Consider the following 18,535-nt stretch of genomic DNA (forward strand, 5'->3'; position numbering starts at 1 on the left):
GTCGGCCTTGTTCGGCACTCCACTGCCGAGCTTCTGGCTTGTCCCGGAGGCGGCGCTCACGCTGCCGTTCCTGCTGCTCTTCCGCCTCACCTGTTACTACTACCGCAAGGCGTACTACCGCGCCTTCTGGCTGTCGCCGCCGGCCTGTGCCGTGCCCGACGCGCACGAGAAGTACACCGGTGAGACGCGGTTCCCGCTGATCTTCCAGAACCTGCACCGGTACGCGTTCTACGCCGCCGGCATCATCTCGTTGATCAACACCTGGGACGCCGTCATCGCGTTCCGGTCCGGCGAGGAGTTCGGCTTCGGGCTGGGCAACGTCATCCTGGTCGGCAACGTCGTGATGCTGTGGCTGTACACGTTGTCCTGTCACTCCTGCCGGCACATCGTCGGCGGGCGGTTGAAGCACTTCTCCAAGCACCCGGTGCGGTACCGCTTCTGGGTCTTCGTGTCGAAGCTCAACGCCCGGCACATGCAGCTCGCGTGGATCACGCTCGGCACCCTCGCCCTGACCGACTTCTACATCATGGCGCTCGCGGCCGGCTGGTGGCCCGACCTGCGCTTCATCAACTAGAGGGCCCCCATGACAACCCGAATCGAACGACACCACTACGACGTGGTCGTGATCGGCGCCGGCGGCGCCGGGCTGCGGGCGGCCATCGAGGCCCGGCTCGCCGGCAAGCGGACCGCGATCATCTCCAAGTCGCTGTTCGGCAAGGCGCACACGGTCATGGCCGAGGGCGGCGCGGCCGCCGCCATGGGCAACGTGAACAGCAAGGACAACTGGATGGTGCACTTCGGTGACACCATGCGCGGCGGCAAGTTCCTGAACAACTTCCGGATGGCCGAGCTGCACGCCAAGGAGGCGCCGGAGCGGATCTGGGAGCTGGAGACCTACGGTGCGCTCTTCGACCGCACCAAGGACGGCAAGATCTCCCAGCGCAACTTCGGCGGCCATGAGTATCCGCGGCTCGCGCACGTCGGCGACCGCACCGGCCTGGAGCTGATCCGCACCCTGCAGCAGAAGATCGTCTCGCTGCAGCAGGAGGACTTCGCGGAGACCGGCAGCTACGAGTCGAAGATCCGGGTCTTCTCGGAGACCACGATCACCGAGCTGCTGCTGGAGGGCGACCGGATCGCCGGGGCGTTCGGCTACTACCGCGAGTCGGGCGAGTTCATCCTGCTCGAAGCGCCCGCGGTGGTGCTCGCCACCGGTGGTGTCGGCCGCTCCTACAAGGTCACCTCGAACTCGTGGGAGTACACCGGGGACGGTCACGCGCTCGCCCTGCGGGCCGGCGCCACGCTGATCAACATGGAGTTCCTGCAGTTCCACCCGACCGGCATGGTCTGGCCGCCCAGCGTCAAGGGCATCCTGGTCACCGAGTCGGTCCGGGGCGACGGCGGCGTGCTCAAGAACACCGACGGCAAGCGGTTCATGTTCAACTACGTCCCCGACGTCTTCCGCCGGCAATATGCGGAGACCGAGGAGGAGGCCGACCGCTGGTACAAGGACCCGGAGAACAACCGGCGCCCACCCGAGTTGCTGCCCCGCGACGAGGTCGCCCGCGCGATCAACAGCGAGGTCAAGGCCGGCCGGGGTACGAAGGCCGGCGGTGTCCTGCTCGACATCGCCAGCCGGCTGCCGGCCGAGGAGATCCAGCGGCGGCTGCCCTCGATGTACCACCAGTTCAAGGAGCTGGCGGACGTCGACATCACCAAGGAGCCGATGGAGGTCGGCCCGACCTGTCACTACGTGATGGGCGGCGTCGAGGTCGACCCGGACTCCGCGGCGGCGTTCGGCCACGTCGAGGGCCTGTTCGCGGCCGGCGAGGTGTCCGGCGGCATGCACGGCTCCAACCGGCTCGGCGGCAACTCGCTCTCCGACCTGCTGGTCTTCGGCAAGCGGGCCGGTGAGCACGCGGCGGCCTACACCGACGCGCTGGGCAAGCGGCCCAAGGTGGCCACCGGTGACGTCGAGGCGGCCGTGGACGCCGCGCTCGCCCCGCTGAGCCGGGAAGGCGGCGAGAACCCGTACACGTTGCAGGCGGACCTGCAGGTGGTGATGGGCGACCTGGTCGGCATCATCCGGCGCGAGGGTGAGCTGGCCGACGCGCTCAAGCGGCTGCAGGAGCTCAAGGTGCGGGTGGCGAACGTCGGTTCGACCGGCGGGCGCAAGTACAACCCGGGCTGGCACCTGGCGCTGGACCTGCGCAACATGCTCGTCGTCTCGGAGTGCACCGCGAAGGCGGCGCTGGAGCGCGAGGAGTCCCGCGGCGGGCACACCCGCGAGGACTTCCCGAAGATGAACCCGCAGTGGCGGCTGCTCAACCTGGTCTGCTCGCTGGACGAAACCGGCGACGTGCACCTGGAACGCAAGCCGGTCCCGAAGATGCGCCCGGAGCTGATCAAGCTCTTCGACCGCACGGAGCTGAGCAAGTATCTGACCGACGCGGAGCTCGTGGACTACGACGCACTCAAGACGGAGGCGAAGTAATGGAGCGTCACTTTCGGGTGTGGCGGGGCGACGCGTCGGGCGGCGAGATCCAGGACTTCGACGTCGAGGTGAACGAGGGCGAGGTCGTCCTCGACATCATCCACCGGTTGCAGGCGACCGAGACGCCGGATCTGGCCTGCCGCTGGAACTGCAAGGCCGGCAAGTGCGGGTCCTGCTCGATGGAGATCAACGGCAAGCCGCGGCTGGGCTGCATGACGCGGATGTCCACGTTCGAGGAGAACGAGACGGTCACGATCACGCCGCTGCGCGCGTTCCCGATCATCCGGGACCTGGTCACCGACGTCTCGTTCAACTACGAGAAGGCCCGCGAGACGCCGGCGTTCGCGCCGCCGCCGGGGGTCAAGCCGGGCGAGTACCGGATGCAGCAGATCGACGTGGAACGCTCGCAGGAGTTCCGCAAGTGCATCGAGTGCTTCCTCTGCCAGAACACCTGCCACGTGGTCCGCGACCACGAGGAGAACAAGGCGGCGTTCTCCGGCCCGCGCTACTTCATCCGCGCCGCCGAGCTGGACATGCACCCGCTCGACGACCGGACGGACCGCAAGAACTACTCCCAGGAGCACCAGGGCCTGGGCTACTGCAACATCACCAAGTGCTGCACCGAGGTCTGCCCCGAGCACATCAAGATCACGGACAACGCGATCATCCCGATGAAGGAACGGGTCGTGGACAACCGCTACGACCCGCTGGTCTGGCTCGGTCGCAAGATCTTCCGCCGGGACCAGCTCGACTCCACGGGTACGGGCCGCGAGTCGATGGCGCCCAGTGCCTCCGCCGGCGTCACCGGGGTAGCTGCCGGCGTCGCCAGCTCCGGCGCACGGGCGCCGGAAGGGCCGGCGGTGAACGCCGACGGCCGGCTGGACGTGGCCGAGTTGCTGTCGCACCAGGCGGGCGGCCCCTCGCCGTTCGGCGACGACCAGGAGTTCCCGCTGCGCGAAGGCGGGATCACCTATCAGCATCCGGAGCCGGACAAGAACTGAGCAGCACGCGAACGGCCCGCCTTCGGCGGGCCGTTCCGCTATACCAGCGACGGTGTTTCCCATGGGGAAGCAGAGCAGCGACGGCGTTTCCCATGGGGAAGCAGAGCAGCGACGGTGTTTCCCATGGGGGAGCAGAGCGGAAGTGGCGCCTGCGGCTACTCCAGGAAGGTCGCGACGGTCGCCACGAACCGGTCCGGGTCGTCCAGCCACGGCTGGTGGCCCGCTTCCGGCTGGACGACCAGGGTGGCGTCCGGGAACAGCGCGGCGTACTCGGCCACCGCGGGCGGCGGGCTGTTCAGGTCGAACTCGCCGGCCAGCAGCAGGACCGGGGCCGGGAAGGTCGCCAGGGCCGCCCGGGTCGCGTCCGGCGTGAAGGCGCCGGCGGAGCCGAAGACCTCGGCCGCCGCCAGGTTGATCCGGCCGGTCGACTCCGCGTGGTGCCGCTGCGCCGCCTCGTCCCACCGGCCGTACCGCAGCGGGGTGATGGCCGCCCAGTCAGCCTCCGTCGCCTTCCCGGCACCGATCGCCGCCAGCGCGGCGACGGCGGCCGGGAACCAGGGCTCGTTCTTGCGGAGCTGGGCGGTCTCGCGGCGCATCTCGCCGGGCACCGGGATGCCGACACCGATGAGGCTGGGCGTGATCAGGACCAGCCGGCGGACAGCCTCCGGGTGGCGGGTCGCGTACTGCACGACGAGATTGACACTGGCGGAGTGGCCCAGCAGGTCGATCCGGCCCAGGCCGAGGTGCTGCCGCAGGGCCTCGACGTCGTCGACCTGGCGGTCGCAGCGGTAGGACTCTCCGTCACCGGGAACCGCGGAATCCCCGGTGCCGCGGGGATCGAGCAGCAGCAGCCGGCGGTGCCGCGCCAGACCCCCGAGATCACCGAGGTACGCGGCGTCCTGCATGGGACCGCCGGGCAGGCAGAGGAGTGGATCGCCGTCCCCGATCGTGCGGTAGGCGAGTCTGGTGCCGTCCGGCGCTGAGAAGGTGGGCATGGCGCGCAGCCTGGCAGCATGATCCGCGACCGGGAAGGGATTTAGGGCGCGGATGTCAAGACCGGCGGTTTCTGGCCGCCATCGCATGGAACACCTTCTTGGGCTCCCAGCGGGTCTCGTCGAGCATCCGCACCACGCCGTAGGAGCCGAGGTCCGCGTCCCCGATCCTGCCGTACCCGGCGAAGGTGAACCAGAGCGCCGTGTCCACGCCCTCCTCCTCGAAGATGTCCAGCAACTCGGTGAGGTAACGCACCTGCTCGTCCTCGTCCGGCTTGGCACCCTGCGGCACCTGCCAGGCCATGCCGCCGAGCCCGCTCGCACCCTGGTATGCGCAGGTGCCGTACTCGGTCACCGCGACGGGCTTGCCGTGCGCGAGGTGCCCGCGCAGCTCGGCCCGGAAGGTGTCGGCGTTGTAGGCGGCCCGGTAGGCGTCGACCCCGACGATGTCGAACGGGCCCCAGTCGACGAACTCCCACGGCCCCGCGGCGTAGGTGATCTGGCCGTCGAAGTGGGCACGGACCGTCTCGGCGGCCTCGGCGAGGAAGGTGTTGACACGCTCCTGCACCGGGCCGAGGGCGGTCCACCACTCCAGGTCGGCGGTCGCCATGGTCTGCAGCCGGTCGCGGTAGGTGTCGCCCGGGATGAAGCCGCCGCAGAAGGCGCTGACCTCGCAACCGGCGACGAACACCACCTCGGCTCCGGCGCGCCGGACGGTCTGGGCCCGGCAGGCACAGTCGGCCAGGAACGGGAGCAGCTCATCGGCGGGAACGTCGACGGGGAAGGGCGCGAACCACACCTCCAGGCCGGCGGCCGCGGCATGTGCCGCGGCGACGCTCAGCCGCTCGGGGTCGCGGCCGGAGACGCGGACGGCGTCGCAGCCCAGCTCGCCGGCGATCACCGCCATCTCCCGCCGTACCGTCTCGGGGGTGAAGGTCTTGCGGGTGTAATCCGGTCCAGGGAGGAATCCGGTGTCGTAGTTGATGCCCCGTGCGCGCATGTCATTGCCCTCCAATGTGGTCGATGCCGTGTGTCAGCAGGTCGAAGGCGAGCTCGGTGTCCTCGGCCAGGGCGCGGGCCGCTTCGTGGGGCGCCGCGCCGCCGACCAGCAGGTGGAAGAACGACTCCTGGAGGGTGAGCAGGCTGGCGGTGATCTGCGCCGCCATCAGCGCGGCCCGGGTCGCACCGTGCTCCTCGGTCAGCACCTCGGCCAGCGCCCGGCGCTGCTGGTAGATCAGGGCGTTCGCGGCGCCGCTGAGCGCCGGGCTGTCGAAGATCACGCGCATCCGGGCGATCACCTCGACCCGGTCCACCTCGGCCATCCGGGTGGCCGCCAGCGTGCGGTAGTGGGCACGCAGCGCCTGCAGCGCGGACTGCCCGGCGGAACGCCCGGCGACGATCCCGGCCAGGTCGTCTTGCCCCACGCCCTGCAGCACCAGGGATTCCTTGCTGGGGAAGTATGCGAAGAGGGTGGCCTTGGCCACCTCGGCGACCGCGGCGATCTCGTTGATCGTCACCGCGTCGAAACCACGCTCGGTGAACAGCCGCAGCGCCACCGCGGCGATCCGCTGCCTCGACTGCTCCTTCTTGCGCTCCCGAAGCCCTGCCATGCGACCACAATAACCAGACCGGGTCTGAAATTAAACCCGGTCTGAGATTATCTCGGTGATTGGCACACACGTACGAAGTCGGCATAGGGTGTCGGCGTGAGCGCTTACCAGCCGTCGATGCTCGACCTCATGGCCGGCCCGTCCACCGCGCTGGAGCCGCTGCCCGGCCGCCTGGTGCGGCACACGCTGACCGCGGGCGCCTGGGTCGACGTGCTCCCCGGCTGGGTGCGCGGGTCCGACCCGGTTTTCGAGACCCTGCTGACCGAGGTCGACTGGCGCGCCGAGCGCCGCGCGATGTACGACGGCGTCGTCGACGTCCCCCGCCTGCTGCGCTGGTACGGCGGCGGCGACGCGCTCCCCCACCCGGTCCTGACGCAGGCCCGCGACCGGCTGTCCGCGCACTACGAGCCCGAGCTGGGCGAGGCCTTCGTGACGGCGGGCATGTGCCTCTATCGCGACGGCAGCGACAGCGTGGCCTGGCATGGCGACACCCTGGGCCGGTCCGCGCGGGAGGACACGATGGTGGCGATCGTGTCGTTCGGCTCGCCGCGAAACCTGATGCTGCGGCCCCGCGCGGGCGGCGCGGAGACGCTGCGCTTCCCGCTCGGGCACGGCGACCTGATCGTGATGGGCGGCTCCTGCCAGCGCACCTGGGAGCACGCCGTCCCAAAGACCGCGAAACCGGTGGGCCCCCGGGTCAGCGTGCAGTTCCGCCCGGTCAACGTCGCCTGAGAGTCCACTGCGGGGGCGTGGCGGTGCCGACGCCCCCGGGTCGCTAACCGGTCACCGGCCCGGGCGAGCTGGGAAACGACGACGCCGAGCCCGGCTCGGGAGCGCCGGAAGCCGCTGACTGGGGAACGTCCGAGACGGCGAGCGCCGGCGCCGGGGCGCCGGGAAACGCCGGCCGGGGAACGCCCACTGCAGTTGGCGAGGGACTGGGAGTGCCCGCCCAAGCGGCCGGCCGGCCGTACCGCAGCCCAGCCATCCGGATGCGTTCCTGGTTGGCGGTCACCTGCCAGACCAGCAGGATCGCGCTGCCCGCCGCCGCCGCCTCGAACAAGCTCATCGCCGCCGACAGCAGCGTCGAGGGGCCGGGGTCGAGGCGGTCCAGCACGGGCTGGCCCAGCTGACTGATCGCCACCGAGACCGACCACAGCACGACCCAGGCCACGACCACGCCGCGGCGCCGCTCGTGCGGCCGCCCCTCGACCTCGTCCGCGCGGCGCTGGCTCACCCGGTCGATCTCGCTGACCACCAGTTGCGGGATCACGAAGTTGCCGATCGGCAGGAACCACCCGCCGATCGACCAGCCGCGACTCCAGGCCAGCTCCTCGCCGGGGCCGTCCAGGTTGGTCCGTGCCCGGTGCAGCCACCCGACGAACGCGATGCCGGCGAGCATCAGCAGCAACAATCCGATGGTCGGCAGCGCTCCTTCGTCGAGGCGGCGCCGAAGGATAGCGGCCAGGATCACTCGTGCGCTGCCCCGGCGAAAGACCCGAAACGATCAAGACAACAACCCGTTGCCAAGAGATCGACCTTCGGTAATGTTTCAGGGACATTGACAAGGCGGCTCAAGAACTTACACTCCAAGTGTAATAAGTGCCGACCGCATCACCCTCCATCGAGGACGGTGCCGATGACTCGCCCCGACACCGACCCCGACCAGGGCCTTTCCCTCCACCAGATCGGCGTCCGGTTCGGCGGGCTCGTCGCCCTCGACGACGTTTCGCTGCGGGTGCCACCCGGCCGGACGGTCGGGGTCATCGGTCCCAACGGCGCGGGCAAGACCACGCTCTTCAACGTCGTCTGCGGCTTCGTCGCGCCGGCCGCCGGCACCATCACGCTCGACGGCCGGCCGCTGCGGCCCCGACCGCACCGGCTGGCGCGCCTCGGCATCGCCCGGACGTTGCAGGGCGTCGGCCTCTTCGCCGGCCTGACCGTGCTGGAGAACGTCATGGTCGGTGCCGAACACGCGGGCCAGAGACCCGAGGGCGCCTGGGAAGCGCTGGAGCGCTGCGGTGTCGCCCCGCACGCGCACGCACTTCCCGGCGGACTGCCGTACGCGGTCCGCAAGCGCGTCGCTCTGGCCCGCGCCCTCGTCGCCCAGCCGCGCCTGCTGCTGCTGGACGAGCCCGCCGGCGGCCTCGCCGCCGACGAGATCACCGCGCTGGCGGCGCTGATCACCGGCCTGCCCTGCGCGGTGCTGCTGGTCGAGCACCACATGGATCTGGTCATGGCGGTCTGCGACGAGATCCTGGTGCTGGACTTCGGCAAGCCCGTCGCCTACGGAAGCCCGGCCGAGATCCGCACCGACGAGGCCGTCGTGGACGCCTATCTGGGCGCTGCGGCATGACCGACTGCACCGCGGCGAAGCAACGGCGCTCGACATGACCGCGCTGCTGGCGGCCGAGCAGCTCACCGTCGGGTACGGCGCCGCGCCGGTGCTGCACGATGTGGATCTGACGGTGGCGGCGGGCTCCATCACCGCCGTCCTCGGTGCGAACGGTGCCGGGAAGACGACGCTGCTGCGTACCCTCTCGGGTCTGCTCCGCCCGGCCGCCGGCCGGGTCGTGCTCGACGGCCAGGACCTGCGCGGGGTCAAGGTCGAGCAGATGGTGCGCCGCGGCGTGGCGCACGTGCCGGAGGGCCGCGGCGTGGTCACCGAACTGACCGTCGACGAGAACCTGCGGCTCGGCGGCCTGTGGCGCCGCGACCGGGTGGATGCCAAGCGCGCCCTGGATGAGGTGTACGACCTCTTCGAGCCGCTCGCCCGCCGCCGGCGCTTCCCCGGCCACCAGCTCTCCGGCGGTGAGCGGCAGATGCTCGCGCTCGGCCGGGCCCTGGTCGGCCGGCCCCGCCTGCTGCTGCTGGACGAGCCGTCGCTGGGGCTGGCGCCGCGGGTGACCGCCCAGATCATGGGCCTGCTGCGCACCCTGCGGGACGACACCGGGCTGACCGTCCTGCTCGTCGAGCAGAACGTGCGCAGCGCCCTGTCGGTCGCCGACACCGGAGTCGTGATGTCGCTGGGCCGGGTCGTCGCCAACGCCGACGCCGCCACCCTGCGCGACGACGAGGAGATGCGGCACGCGTATCTCGGCTTCTGACAAGCAGGCAACGGAGAGGGGGAGGCGATGGACCGGTTCGTGTTCCTCACGTTCGACGGCCTGAGCCGGGGTGCGGTGTACGCCGCGTTCGCCCTGGCCCTGGTCCTGATCTGGCGGGCCACCCGGATCGTCAACTTCGCTCAGGGCGCGATGGCGGTCGCGACGGCCTACGTGGGCTATTCGGTGTCGGCGGCGACCGGCTCGTACTGGCTCGGGTTCGTGGTGGCGGTGCTCGGCGGGCTGCTGCTGGGCGCGGTCACCGAGCGGGTGGTGATGCGCTTCGTCGACCACTCCTCGCCGCTCAACGGGGTGGTCGTGGCGCTCGGCCTGGTGCTGGTCATCCAAGGGGTGCTCGGCATGATCTACGGCAACGAGTTCCGCCCCGCCGAGGCGCCGTTCAGCCGCGACGCGTTCACCGTCGGCGGGATCGCGCTGCTGTCCCGGTTCGACCTGTTCGTCTTCGGGGCCGTGTGCACCGTGGTGGTGCTGCTGGCGGTGCTGTTCACCCGGACGTCGGTGGGCCTGCGGATGCGCGCCTCGGCGTTCGCCCCGGACGTGTCCCGCCTGCTCGGGGTGAACGTCGGCGGGATGCTGACGCTCGGCTGGGCGCTGGCCGCCGCGGTCGGCTCGCTGGCCGGCATGCTGGTCCTGCCGACCGAGCTGGGCCTGCATCCGAACGCGATGGACATCGTCTTCGTGTCGTCGTTCACCGCGGCCGTGGTCGGCGGCCTGGACAGCGCGATCGGCGCGGTCGCGGGCGGGCTGATCGTCGGGCTGCTGCTCTCCTACGTCAGCGGCTACCTGGGCGCCACGGTGGCGCCGATCGCCGTACTGCTGCTGCTGGTCGTCATCCTGCTGGGCCGGCCCGGCGGGTTGTTCTCGCGATCGGCGGCGAGGGCGGTATGAGCGCCCGCACCGAGCGTCGCCTCCCGGCGGCCGGCAACGGCCGCAGCCGCGAGGGCCAGAAGCGCATGCCTGAGGAAGGCACACTATGAGTGTCACGCTGGCCCCGAAGGCCGACGCCGGGCTCCAGGTGCCGCAGTCGGCCCGGCGGCATCGCTATCTGCTGTGGACCGTCGCCGCCGCCGTGTTGATCGTGGCGCTGACCTATCTGCTGCCGCCGTTCCGCAACTATCAGCTCGCGACGGTCGGGGCGTACCTGTGCGTGACGGCGGGGCTCACCGTCCTCACCGGACTGAACGGGCAGCTGTCGCTCGGGCACGGCGCGTTGATGGCGACCGGGGCATACACCGTCGCACTGGTGAGCGAGTCGCTGGCCGGCCGGGGCCAGTGGACGCTGCTGATCGCGGTGCTCGCCGGGATCGCCGCGGCCACGGTCGCCGGCGGGATCGTCGGGCTGGCGGCGGCCCGGCTCCGTGGGCCGTATCTGGCCGGGCTCACGCTCGCGGTCGCCGTGCTGGTGCCGGCGATCGCCAGCACGTTCGAGGGGACCTTCAACAGCGACCAGGGCCTGTCGGTGTACGTCGATCCGCCACCGCTCGCGCTGGGCGCGACGTTCCCGTACGAGCGCTGGCAGGCATGGCTGGCCTGGGCCGGCGCGCTGCTCACCATGTTCCTGCTGGCGACCCTGACCCGCGGCCGGTTCGGCAGGTCTATGCGGGCCGTACGCGACGATGAGGCCGCCGCCCGCATCGCCGGGGTGAACGTCGCGCGTACCCAGGTCCTGGCTTTTGTGGTCAGCGCGGCCTGCGCCGGCCTCGGCGGCGCGCTGTTCGCGGTGCTCGCCCAGAGTGTCTCGCCCGGCGCCTTCCCGCTCTCCCTGTCGCTGTTCCTGCTGATGGCGATCGTGATCGGCGGGCTCGGCAGCCTGGCCGGCGCGGTCTGGGGCGCGGTCCTGCTGGTGGCGCTGCCCGCCCTCACCCATTCCGCCACCGATTCGATCGACGTCTCGCCCGCGGTCGCCCAGCGGCTGGAGGGAAACCTGCCGCTGGCCCTGTTCGGCATCACGTTGATCGTCGTCATGCTCGCCGCACCCGGCGGCATCGCCTCACTGAGCCCTCGCAGACTTAGACCTAGAAGGAGAAAGCCATGAGACGCCTATGGTCCGTGCTCGCCGCGCTTACCCTGGTCGCCGCCGCCGGCTGCAGCAGTGACGACAACAGCGGCGGCAGCGACGTGCCGGGGGTGACCGACACCGAGATCCTGGTCGGCACGCACATGCCGCTGACCGGCCCCGCCGCCGCCGGCTATTCGAAGATCGCCCCGGCCACCAAGGCCTACTTCGACTACGTGAACGCGAACGGCGGCGTGCACGGCCGCAAGATCAGCTACAAGATCATGGATGACACCTACAACCCGGCGACGACCCAGCAGGTGGTCCGCGAGCTGGTCCTGCAGGACAAGGTCTTCGCGATCCTGAACGGCCTGGGCACGCCGACGCACACCGGCGTGCTGGACTTCCTCAAGACCAACCGGGTGCCCGACCTGTTCGTGGCGTCCGGCAGCCGCAGCTGGGACCAGCCGGACAAGTATCCGGGCACCTTCGGCTTCAACGTGGACTACACCGTCGAGGGCAAGATCCTGGCCACCCACGTCAAGACGACCATGCCCGGCAAGAAGGTCTGTTTCCTGGGCCAGGACGACGACTTCGGCCGGGACGCGCTGGCCGGCATCGAGAAGGTCCTCGGCCCGGTCGCCGCGAAGCAGTCGTACGTCACCAGCAACCCGAACGTCGGGCCGCAGATCGGCGCGCTCAAGCAGGCCGGCTGCCAGGTCGTCATGCTGGCGACCGTGCCCGGCTTCACCGCGCTGAGCCTCGGCACCGCGGCGAAGATCGCCTTCAAGCCGCAGTTCGTGGTCTCCCAGGTCGGCGCCGACCTGACCACGCTCGCCCGGCAACTGGGTGCCGCGACGCCGCTGACCGAGGGCCTGGTCTCGGCCAACTACCTGCCGCTGAGCAACGACGACGCCAACCCGTGGATCCAGCTCTACAAGAAGGTGAACGCGGCGCACAACGGCAACGCCGAGTTCGACAACAACATCGTCTACGGCATGTCCGTCGGCTACCTCTTCGTGCAGAGCCTGCAGAAGGCGGGCAAGGACCTGACCCGCGAGGGCCTGATCCAGACCATCGAGAAGGGCGGCTTCCAGGGACCGGGTCACGCGCCGCTGCGCTTCTCGGCCGACGACCATTCCGGGTACGGCGGCATGCAGCTCTCCACGATCAAGGGCGGTAAGCAGGGGTACTTCGGCCAGCCGTTCGAGACCGACGAGGAGGACGGTGCCGTCGTGGCGTACACGACGCCGGCGGCGACCCCGCCGCAGAACGGGATCCCGGCAGCCTCATAGCCGGCCGGCTCGCCGGCAACGCCGGGGAAATGGTTGCGACTCGCCGCCAACCGATGCAGGGTTGGCGGCGAGACGGTTACTGGTAGGTATTTAGTGCTTTCCATGCAAATTTGGGGGTCTTGACCGGATGTCGAAGCTCATCGGTGCCGTGGCCATCGTGACCGGGGCGAGCCGGGGAATCGGATTCGCCATCGCGCAGCGCTTCGTCGCTGAGGGCGCGAGGGTCTGCATCACGGGACGGGACGCCGCCGCCCTGGAGACGGCGGTCAAGGACCTGGGCGGGCCGGAGGTGGCGATCGGCGTCGCCGGCAAGGGCGATGACGCGGATCACCGCGCCGCCGTGATCGACACCGTGCTCGGCGCGTTCGGGCCGGTCACCGCGCTGGTCAACAACATCGGCATCAACCCGGCGTACGGGCCGCTGAGCACGCTGGACCTGAACGCGGCCCGCAAGATGATCGACGTGAACGTGCTCGGCACGCTCGGCTGGGTGCAGCAGGCGCTGCGCGGCGGGCTCGCCGAGCAGGGCGGCTCGATCGTCAACATCTCGTCGGTCTCCGGCGTCCGCCCGGCGCCCGGCATCGCGTTCTACGGCACCACCAAGGCCGCCCTCATCCACCTCACCGAAGAGCTGGCCATGGAGCTGGCGCCGAAGATCCGGGTCAACGCCGTCGCCCCGGCCGTGGTCAAGACCCGCTTCGCCACCGCGCTGTACGAGGGCCGCGAGGAACAGGTCGCGGCCGCGTATCCGCTGGGCAGACTCGGCGTGCCCGAGGACGTGGCCGGCGCCGTCGCCTTCCTGTGCTCGAGCGACGCGGCCTGGATCACCGGGCAGACGATCGTCATCGACGGCGGCGTCACCCTGACGGGCGCCGACCAGTGAGCGCCGGGAGGGCCGGCGTAAGTCCGGTCAAGGATGGCGGCCGGGTGGTTGTCACCGGGGCGGGCGGCGGGATCGGCGCGGCGCTGGCCCGCCGGTTCGCGGCCGACGGCGCCAAGGTGATCGTCAACGACCTGAACCCGGCCGCCGCCGAGGCCGTGGCCGCGGAGATCGGCGGGATCGCCGTGCCCGGCGACGCCGCGAACGAGGCGGACACCCGGCGGCTCGTCGACACGGCCTGGGCCGAGCTCGGCGGCGTCGACCTCTTCTGCGCCAACGCCGGCATCCTCACCCCCGGGGCGGCCGACGCGACCGACGCCGCATGGGAGCAGGCCTGGCAGGTCAACGTCATGTCACACGTGTACGTGGCCCGCGCGGTGCTGCCCCGCTGGCTGGGGAACGGCGGCGGGCGGCTGCTGTTCACCGTCTCCGCGGCGGGGCTGCTGACCCTGCTCGGCAGTGCGCCGTACTCGGTCACCAAGCACGCCGCGCTCGGCTTCGCGGAGTGGCTGCGTGCCACGTACGTGCACCGCGGCATCACCGTCCAGGCGCTCTGCCCGCAGGGTGTGCGCACCGACATGCTGACCGGCGGCGACTCGGAGAGCGCCAGCCAGGCCCAGCTCGCCGCCACCGCCATGGAGCCCGCCGAGGTCGCGGCCGTGGCCGCCGAGGCGCTCGAAGGCGACACCTTCCTGATCCTGCCGCACCCCGAGGTCGCCGAGTACTACCGGCGCCGCGCCACCGACACCGACCGCTGGCTCGGCGGGATGAACAAGATCCAGCGCGGCTTCGACGCGGCAGGTGCGTCATGACCGACCGCAGCGAAACCCGCTCGGCGGAGGCCGCCAACGGCCGTGACGGCGAGGGCCAGGAGGGCATGACAAAGGTGACACAGCTATGACCGGGCCGCGCGGACTCGACCTGGACCGACTGCGGACCCACCTGGGCTCCGGCGAGCTGACCGCGACGATGTTCGCCGGCGGCCGGTCCAACCTCACGTACGCGGTCACCGACGGCACCGACCGCTGGGTCCTGCGCCGGCCGCCGCTCGGCCACGTCCTGCCGACCGCCCACGACATGGTCCGGGAGCACCGCGTCCTGCACGCCCTCTCGGCGGCCGGCTTCCCGGCCCCGCGGCCCGTGCTGCTCTGCACGGACCTGGACGTGATCGGCGCGCCGTTCTACCTGATGGAGCACGTCGACGGCGCGATCTATCGCGACGTGGCCGCGCTGGAGGCGATGGGCCCGGAGGCGATGCGCACGCTGGTGCTCGCGCTGGTGGACACGCTCGCCGACCTGCACGCGCTGGAGCCGGCCGCGATCGGGCTCGCCGACTTCGGCCGCCCGGAGGGCTTCAACGCCCGGCAGGTCCGCCGCTGGCGCAAGCAGCTCGACGCGTCCCGCAGCCGCGAGGTGCCGGGCATCGAGGAGCTGCACGCCCGGCTGGCCGCGGAGATCCCGGAGGGCGCGGGCGCGGTGGTGCACGGGGACTACCGGCTGGACAACGTGCTGATCGGACCGCGGCTGGAGATCAACGCGGTGCTGGACTGGGAGATGTCGACGCTGGGCGACCCGCTCAGCGACGTCGCCCTGATGCTCGTCTACGCCGGCCGCCCGCTGCTGAGCAGCCACGGCGAGCCGCGCTCGTCCATCTCGGTGCCGGGGCATCCCAGCCTGTCCGAGATGGCCGGGCACTATGCGAAACGCTCCGGCCGCGACGTCTCCGACCTGCACTGGTATGTCGGTTTCGCCGCGTTCAAGCTCGCCGTCATCCTGGAGGGCGTGCACTACCGCTACGTCCAGGGCCAGACGGTCGGCGAGGGCTTCGACACGGTCGGCGCGCTCGTCGCGCCGCTCGTGGCACAGGGACACGAGTCGCTCGACGGAACGCTGGGGGATAACTGATGGACTTCGCGTTCGACGCCAAGACCGAGGACTACCGCAAGCGCCTGCTCGCCTTCCTCGACGAGCACGTCTACCCCGCCGAGGCCACCTTCGACGAGGAGTACGCCGGCGACTGGTCCCCGCCGCCGGTCATCGCCCGGCTGCAGGCCCAGGCCCGGCCGGCCGGGCTGTGGAACCTCTTCCTGCCCGGCGAGCACGGCGCGGGCCTGACCAACCTGCAGTACGCCCCGCTGGCCGAGCTCACCGGCCGCAGCCCGGCGCTCGCCCCGCCCGCGCTGAACTGCGCCGCGCCGGACACCGGCAACATGGAGGTGCTGGCCCAGTTCGGCAGCCCGGCCCAGCGGGATCGGTGGCTGCGGCCGCTGCTCGACGGCACGATCCGGTCCGCCTTCGCCATGACCGAGCCGCAGGTGGCCTCGTCGGACGCCACGAACATCGGCACCCGGATCACCCGGGACGGCGACGACTACGTGATCAACGGCCGCAAGTTCTACATCTCCGGCGCGATGAACCCGAACTGCCAGATCTTCATCGTGATGGGCAAGACCGATCCGGAGGCCGCCCGGCACGTCCAGCAGAGCATGATCCTGGTGCCCCGGGACACGCCCGGAATGACCGTTCAGCGGGGCATGACGGTCTTCGGCTATGACGACGGCGACCACGGCGGGCACGCCGAGATGATCTTCGAAGACGTCCGGGTGCCGGCCACCAACCTGATCGGCGAGGAGGGTTCCGGCTTCGCCATCTCGCAGGCTCGGCTGGGCCCGGGCCGGATTCACCACTGCATGCGGCTGATCGGGATGGCCGAGCGGGCCCTGGAGCTGATGTGCCGGCGGGCGCTGACCCGGACGCCGTTCGGCAAGCCGCTGGCCGAGCAGGGCGTGGTGCAGGAGTGGATCGCGGAGTCCCGGGTCCGCATCGAGCAGGCCCGCCTGTTGGTCCTCAAGGCCGCCTGGCTGATGGACACGGTCGGCAACAAGGGCGCGCACACCGAGATCCAGGCCATCAAGATCATCGTGCCGCAGGCCGCCGAGTGGATCATCGACAAGGCCATCCAGGCACACGGCGCCGCCGGCGTCGGCCAGGACACTCCGCTGGCCCGGCTCTGGGCGCAGGCCCGCACGCTGCGGCTGGCCGACGGCCCCGACGAGGTGCACAAGCGCTCGCTGGCGCGCCGGGAGCTCAACCGCTATCGGAGTGTCTGATGCCGGCAGCCTCGCCCCGTCCGCCCCAGCGCGTCGACGGCCGCACGGCCCGCTCGGAGCGCACCCGCAACGCCATCGTCGACGCCCACGTGGCGCTGATCCTCTCCGGCGACCTGCGCCCGACGGCGGACCGCATCGCCAAGCAGGCCGGCGTGTCGCTGCGCGCCCTGTGGAGCCACTTCGCCGACATGGAGGCGCTCTTCGCGGCCAGCGGCGAGCGGATCCTCCTGCAGCGCGACGAGGCGCATCGGGCGGTGCCGGTCGAGCTGCCGCTGGCGGCGCGCATCGACGCGTACTGCCACCAGCGGGCGCGGCTGCTGGAGCACATCGCGCCGGCGGCCAAGGCGTCGGCGCTGAAGGAGCCGTTCTCCCCCGCGCTGCAGAGCTACCGGCGCAGTCACGTCGACCGGGTCCGCACCGAGCTGAAGATCCTGTTCGGCCGGGAGATCAACGGCGACGAGACGCTGCTGGCCGCCCTGACGGCGACGAGCATGTGGCCGACCTGGGGCACGATGCGCGACGCGATGGGCCTGGACCAGGAGGCCGCCCGGCTGGTGCTGATCCGGACGGTCACGGCCCTGCTGGCCGCGCGCTGATCCGGAACCCCGGCGACACGCGAGAAAATCTGTCCCCCAAGAACTAGATTTCCTTGGCGGGGTCGGCTAACGTTTCTCCTGTCGAACGAGGAACAAAAAGACGCGGACGTACCGCCCGGCCGTGAGGTCACGACGGGCTGCAGATCTGCCGTACGTGGCGGGGCCAAGAAAGTTGCGTGGGGCTCTACCACCGGCGGGAAAGTGCAAGAAGTACGCATCTCGTCAGAGCAAGTGAACGCAGAGGAAAGGGAGGGTTTCGCACCGTTGGATCGCCCGCCACGACCGCAAGTCCGGGTCCGGCGGACACCGCAGCTTCCATCGAACGAAAGGTGGTCTCCGGTCACGCTTACGCGATCCTCGCACCCGAAACCGTTACACACGGCTGGTGCGGATTAGACAAACCGACGCGACTGTCGGCAGATGGTGTTCTAGACCCGATAACCCTGGGCCCCGGCGCGATAAGCGCCGGGGCCCTCGACACGGAGGTGACATGGCCCCACCCGACGACATGTTCGGTGACGAGGACTACCCGGCCTACACGATGGGCCGCGCCGCTGAGATCGTCGGCGTGTCGCAGGACTTCCTGCGGCGGCTCGGCGAGGCGAAACTGATCGACCCGTTCCGCTCCCCCGGCGGACACCGGCGCTACTCCCGATACCAGCTGCGCCTCGCGGCCCGGGCCAAGCAGATGGTGGACGACGGCACCGCCCTGGAGGCGGCATGCCGGATCATCATCCTGCAGGACCAGCTCGAGGAGGCCCTGCGGGTGAACGAGACCCTCCGCAGGAACGAGCCCAGCAACGCAGAATGACCATCTGCCGTCCCGGCACGCGGTCCCGCCCTTTCGGGCCGGGGCCGTTCGTCGTTTCCGGGCGGGACCCCATCCAACCGCCCCGCCGCCGCCCTTGAACGGACTGAAGGCCGTTCGTCGTTTCCGGGCGGGGGCCCCCATCCAACTGCGCTCCGCGCAGGACGCCACCCCGCCCCGCCCTGGCGGCCCCCACGCTCGGCTCGCCGGACGCGGGGGCACAAGCGCAGCCGGGTCAGCTCGGGTCGAACTCGCTGCCACGCACCCCGCGGAGGAAGTCCTGGAAGGTCTCCCGGCTGAACGACAGCACGGCACCCTCCGGGTTCTTGGAGTCCCGAAGGAAGACCGCATGAGGGCCGGTTTTCACTTCGACACAGTTTCCGCTCGAGCTGCGCTTGCTCTTGCGCCACTGATGGACCTCGTCGGGCGTGTTCATCCGGCCTCCAGCTTTATGAAGACAGCCGGCGCTCCGAGCGCCAGGCTGAGAAGTCTGTATTTTACGTTTTGTCAGGGTCTGACCCGGAAGTAACGCAAGCAAAACTGGATGCTAGACCATGCGGACGGCAAACATCCAGTTGCAAATTGCACTAGGCTGGACGAGATCCAGGATTTTGCCGACTTCACCGGAGTT

20 protein-coding genes are annotated in these 18,535 nt (G+C 70.5%); 15 read left to right on the forward strand and 5 right to left on the reverse strand.

From position 1 onward, the window contains the following. The 3 genes from DMB66_RS42040 to DMB66_RS42050 form a co-directional block, all read left to right on the forward strand. Window positions 1-574: hypothetical protein (locus DMB66_RS42040; protein ID WP_125809709.1), on the forward strand; the 574-nt coding region annotated here is incomplete at its 5' end. 9 nt (window positions 575-583) lie between these two features. Continuing rightward, window positions 584-2,494 carry a fumarate reductase/succinate dehydrogenase flavoprotein subunit gene (locus DMB66_RS42045; protein ID WP_125809710.1) on the forward strand — a complete coding sequence of 637 codons (1,911 nt, stop codon included), beginning with the start codon at window positions 584-586 and terminating at the stop codon, window positions 2,492-2,494. Next, window positions 2,494-3,495, forward strand: coding sequence for a succinate dehydrogenase/fumarate reductase iron-sulfur subunit (locus DMB66_RS42050; protein WP_125809711.1), 1,002 nt, complete (start codon window positions 2,494-2,496; stop codon window positions 3,493-3,495). Before DMB66_RS42045 ends, DMB66_RS42050 begins: the two co-directional genes overlap by 1 nt. A gap of 155 nt (window positions 3,496-3,650) precedes the next feature. Here DMB66_RS42050 and DMB66_RS42055 read toward each other — a convergent pair whose 3' ends face one another. From DMB66_RS42055 to DMB66_RS42065, 3 genes are read right to left on the reverse strand one after another with little or no spacing between them, the layout of a single operon-like run. Then, window positions 3,651-4,490, reverse strand: coding sequence for an alpha/beta fold hydrolase (locus tag DMB66_RS42055; RefSeq protein WP_125809712.1), 840 nt, complete (start codon window positions 4,488-4,490; stop codon window positions 3,651-3,653). A gap of 55 nt (window positions 4,491-4,545) precedes the next feature. Then, window positions 4,546-5,487, reverse strand: coding sequence for a hypothetical protein (locus DMB66_RS42060; protein ID WP_125809713.1), 942 nt, complete (start codon window positions 5,485-5,487; stop codon window positions 4,546-4,548). A 1-nt stretch (window position 5,488) separates the two neighbouring features. Continuing rightward, complete coding sequence (locus tag DMB66_RS42065) at window positions 5,489-6,097, reverse strand: TetR family transcriptional regulator (RefSeq protein ID WP_125809714.1); 609 nt, start codon at window positions 6,095-6,097, stop codon at window positions 5,489-5,491. Between the two features lie 117 nt (window positions 6,098-6,214). Here DMB66_RS42065 and DMB66_RS42070 point away from each other — a divergent pair, with 117 nt between their 5' ends. Continuing rightward, window positions 6,215-6,829 carry an alpha-ketoglutarate-dependent dioxygenase AlkB gene (locus tag DMB66_RS42070; RefSeq protein ID WP_125809738.1) on the forward strand — a complete coding sequence of 205 codons (615 nt, stop codon included), beginning with the start codon at window positions 6,215-6,217 and terminating at the stop codon, window positions 6,827-6,829. A gap of 43 nt (window positions 6,830-6,872) precedes the next feature. On the opposite strand, the gene DMB66_RS42075 is transcribed toward DMB66_RS42070, so the two are convergent. After that, window positions 6,873-7,568, reverse strand: a complete 696-nt coding sequence (locus tag DMB66_RS42075) for a DUF4328 domain-containing protein (RefSeq protein WP_125809715.1) — start codon at window positions 7,566-7,568, stop codon at window positions 6,873-6,875. Between the two features lie 165 nt (window positions 7,569-7,733). On the opposite strand from DMB66_RS42075, the gene DMB66_RS42080 reads away from it, so the two are divergent. The 11 genes from DMB66_RS42080 to DMB66_RS42130 all read left to right on the forward strand — a co-directional run bounded on the left by DMB66_RS42080 (window position 7,734) and on the right by DMB66_RS42130 (window position 17,907). Continuing rightward, window positions 7,734-8,450, forward strand: a complete 717-nt coding sequence (locus DMB66_RS42080; protein ID WP_125809716.1) for an ABC transporter ATP-binding protein — start codon at window positions 7,734-7,736, stop codon at window positions 8,448-8,450. Window positions 8,451-8,484: 34 nt separating this feature from the next. Next, a complete protein-coding gene (locus DMB66_RS42085) occupies window positions 8,485-9,201 on the forward strand; it encodes an ABC transporter ATP-binding protein (RefSeq protein ID WP_125809717.1) in 717 nt (238 codons plus the stop codon). A 27-nt stretch (window positions 9,202-9,228) separates the two neighbouring features. After that, window positions 9,229-10,107 (forward strand): branched-chain amino acid ABC transporter permease, encoded by an 879-nt coding sequence (locus tag DMB66_RS42090; protein ID WP_125809718.1) that lies wholly within the window; start codon window positions 9,229-9,231, stop codon window positions 10,105-10,107. A gap of 85 nt (window positions 10,108-10,192) precedes the next feature. Next, window positions 10,193-11,254 (forward strand): branched-chain amino acid ABC transporter permease, encoded by a 1,062-nt coding sequence (locus DMB66_RS42095; RefSeq protein WP_125809719.1) that lies wholly within the window; start codon window positions 10,193-10,195, stop codon window positions 11,252-11,254. Further along, window positions 11,251-12,510 carry an ABC transporter substrate-binding protein gene (locus tag DMB66_RS42100; protein ID WP_125809720.1) on the forward strand — a complete coding sequence of 420 codons (1,260 nt, stop codon included), beginning with the start codon at window positions 11,251-11,253 and terminating at the stop codon, window positions 12,508-12,510. Before DMB66_RS42095 ends, DMB66_RS42100 begins: the two co-directional genes overlap by 4 nt. A 127-nt stretch (window positions 12,511-12,637) precedes the next feature. Beyond that, window positions 12,638-13,393, forward strand: coding sequence for an SDR family oxidoreductase (locus tag DMB66_RS42105; protein ID WP_125809721.1), 756 nt, complete (start codon window positions 12,638-12,640; stop codon window positions 13,391-13,393). 44 nt (window positions 13,394-13,437) lie between these two features. Further along, a complete protein-coding gene (locus tag DMB66_RS42110) occupies window positions 13,438-14,202 on the forward strand; it encodes an SDR family oxidoreductase (RefSeq protein ID WP_233625228.1) in 765 nt (254 codons plus the stop codon). 85 nt (window positions 14,203-14,287) lie between these two features. Next, window positions 14,288-15,295, forward strand: coding sequence for a phosphotransferase family protein (locus DMB66_RS42115; RefSeq protein WP_125809723.1), 1,008 nt, complete (start codon window positions 14,288-14,290; stop codon window positions 15,293-15,295). Further along, window positions 15,295-16,500: an acyl-CoA dehydrogenase family protein gene (locus tag DMB66_RS42120; RefSeq protein ID WP_125809724.1), complete on the forward strand. Its 1,206-nt coding sequence runs from the start codon at window positions 15,295-15,297 to the stop codon at window positions 16,498-16,500. Before DMB66_RS42115 ends, DMB66_RS42120 begins: the two co-directional genes overlap by 1 nt. Continuing rightward, complete coding sequence (locus DMB66_RS42125) at window positions 16,500-17,096, forward strand: TetR/AcrR family transcriptional regulator (RefSeq protein ID WP_125809725.1); 597 nt, start codon at window positions 16,500-16,502, stop codon at window positions 17,094-17,096. The genes DMB66_RS42120 and DMB66_RS42125 overlap by 1 nt, the downstream gene beginning before the upstream one ends. A 490-nt stretch (window positions 17,097-17,586) precedes the next feature. After that, on the forward strand, window positions 17,587-17,907 hold the full coding sequence (locus DMB66_RS42130) for a MerR family transcriptional regulator (RefSeq protein WP_125809726.1): 321 nt from the start codon (window positions 17,587-17,589) through the stop codon (window positions 17,905-17,907). A 232-nt stretch (window positions 17,908-18,139) separates the two neighbouring features. On the opposite strand, the gene DMB66_RS42135 is transcribed toward DMB66_RS42130, so the two are convergent. Continuing rightward, on the reverse strand, window positions 18,140-18,340 hold the full coding sequence (locus DMB66_RS42135) for a DUF397 domain-containing protein (RefSeq protein WP_125809727.1): 201 nt from the start codon (window positions 18,338-18,340) through the stop codon (window positions 18,140-18,142). Between the last annotated feature and the right edge of the window lie 195 nt (window positions 18,341-18,535).

It is taken from the genome of Actinoplanes sp. ATCC 53533 (genome assembly GCF_003947245.1).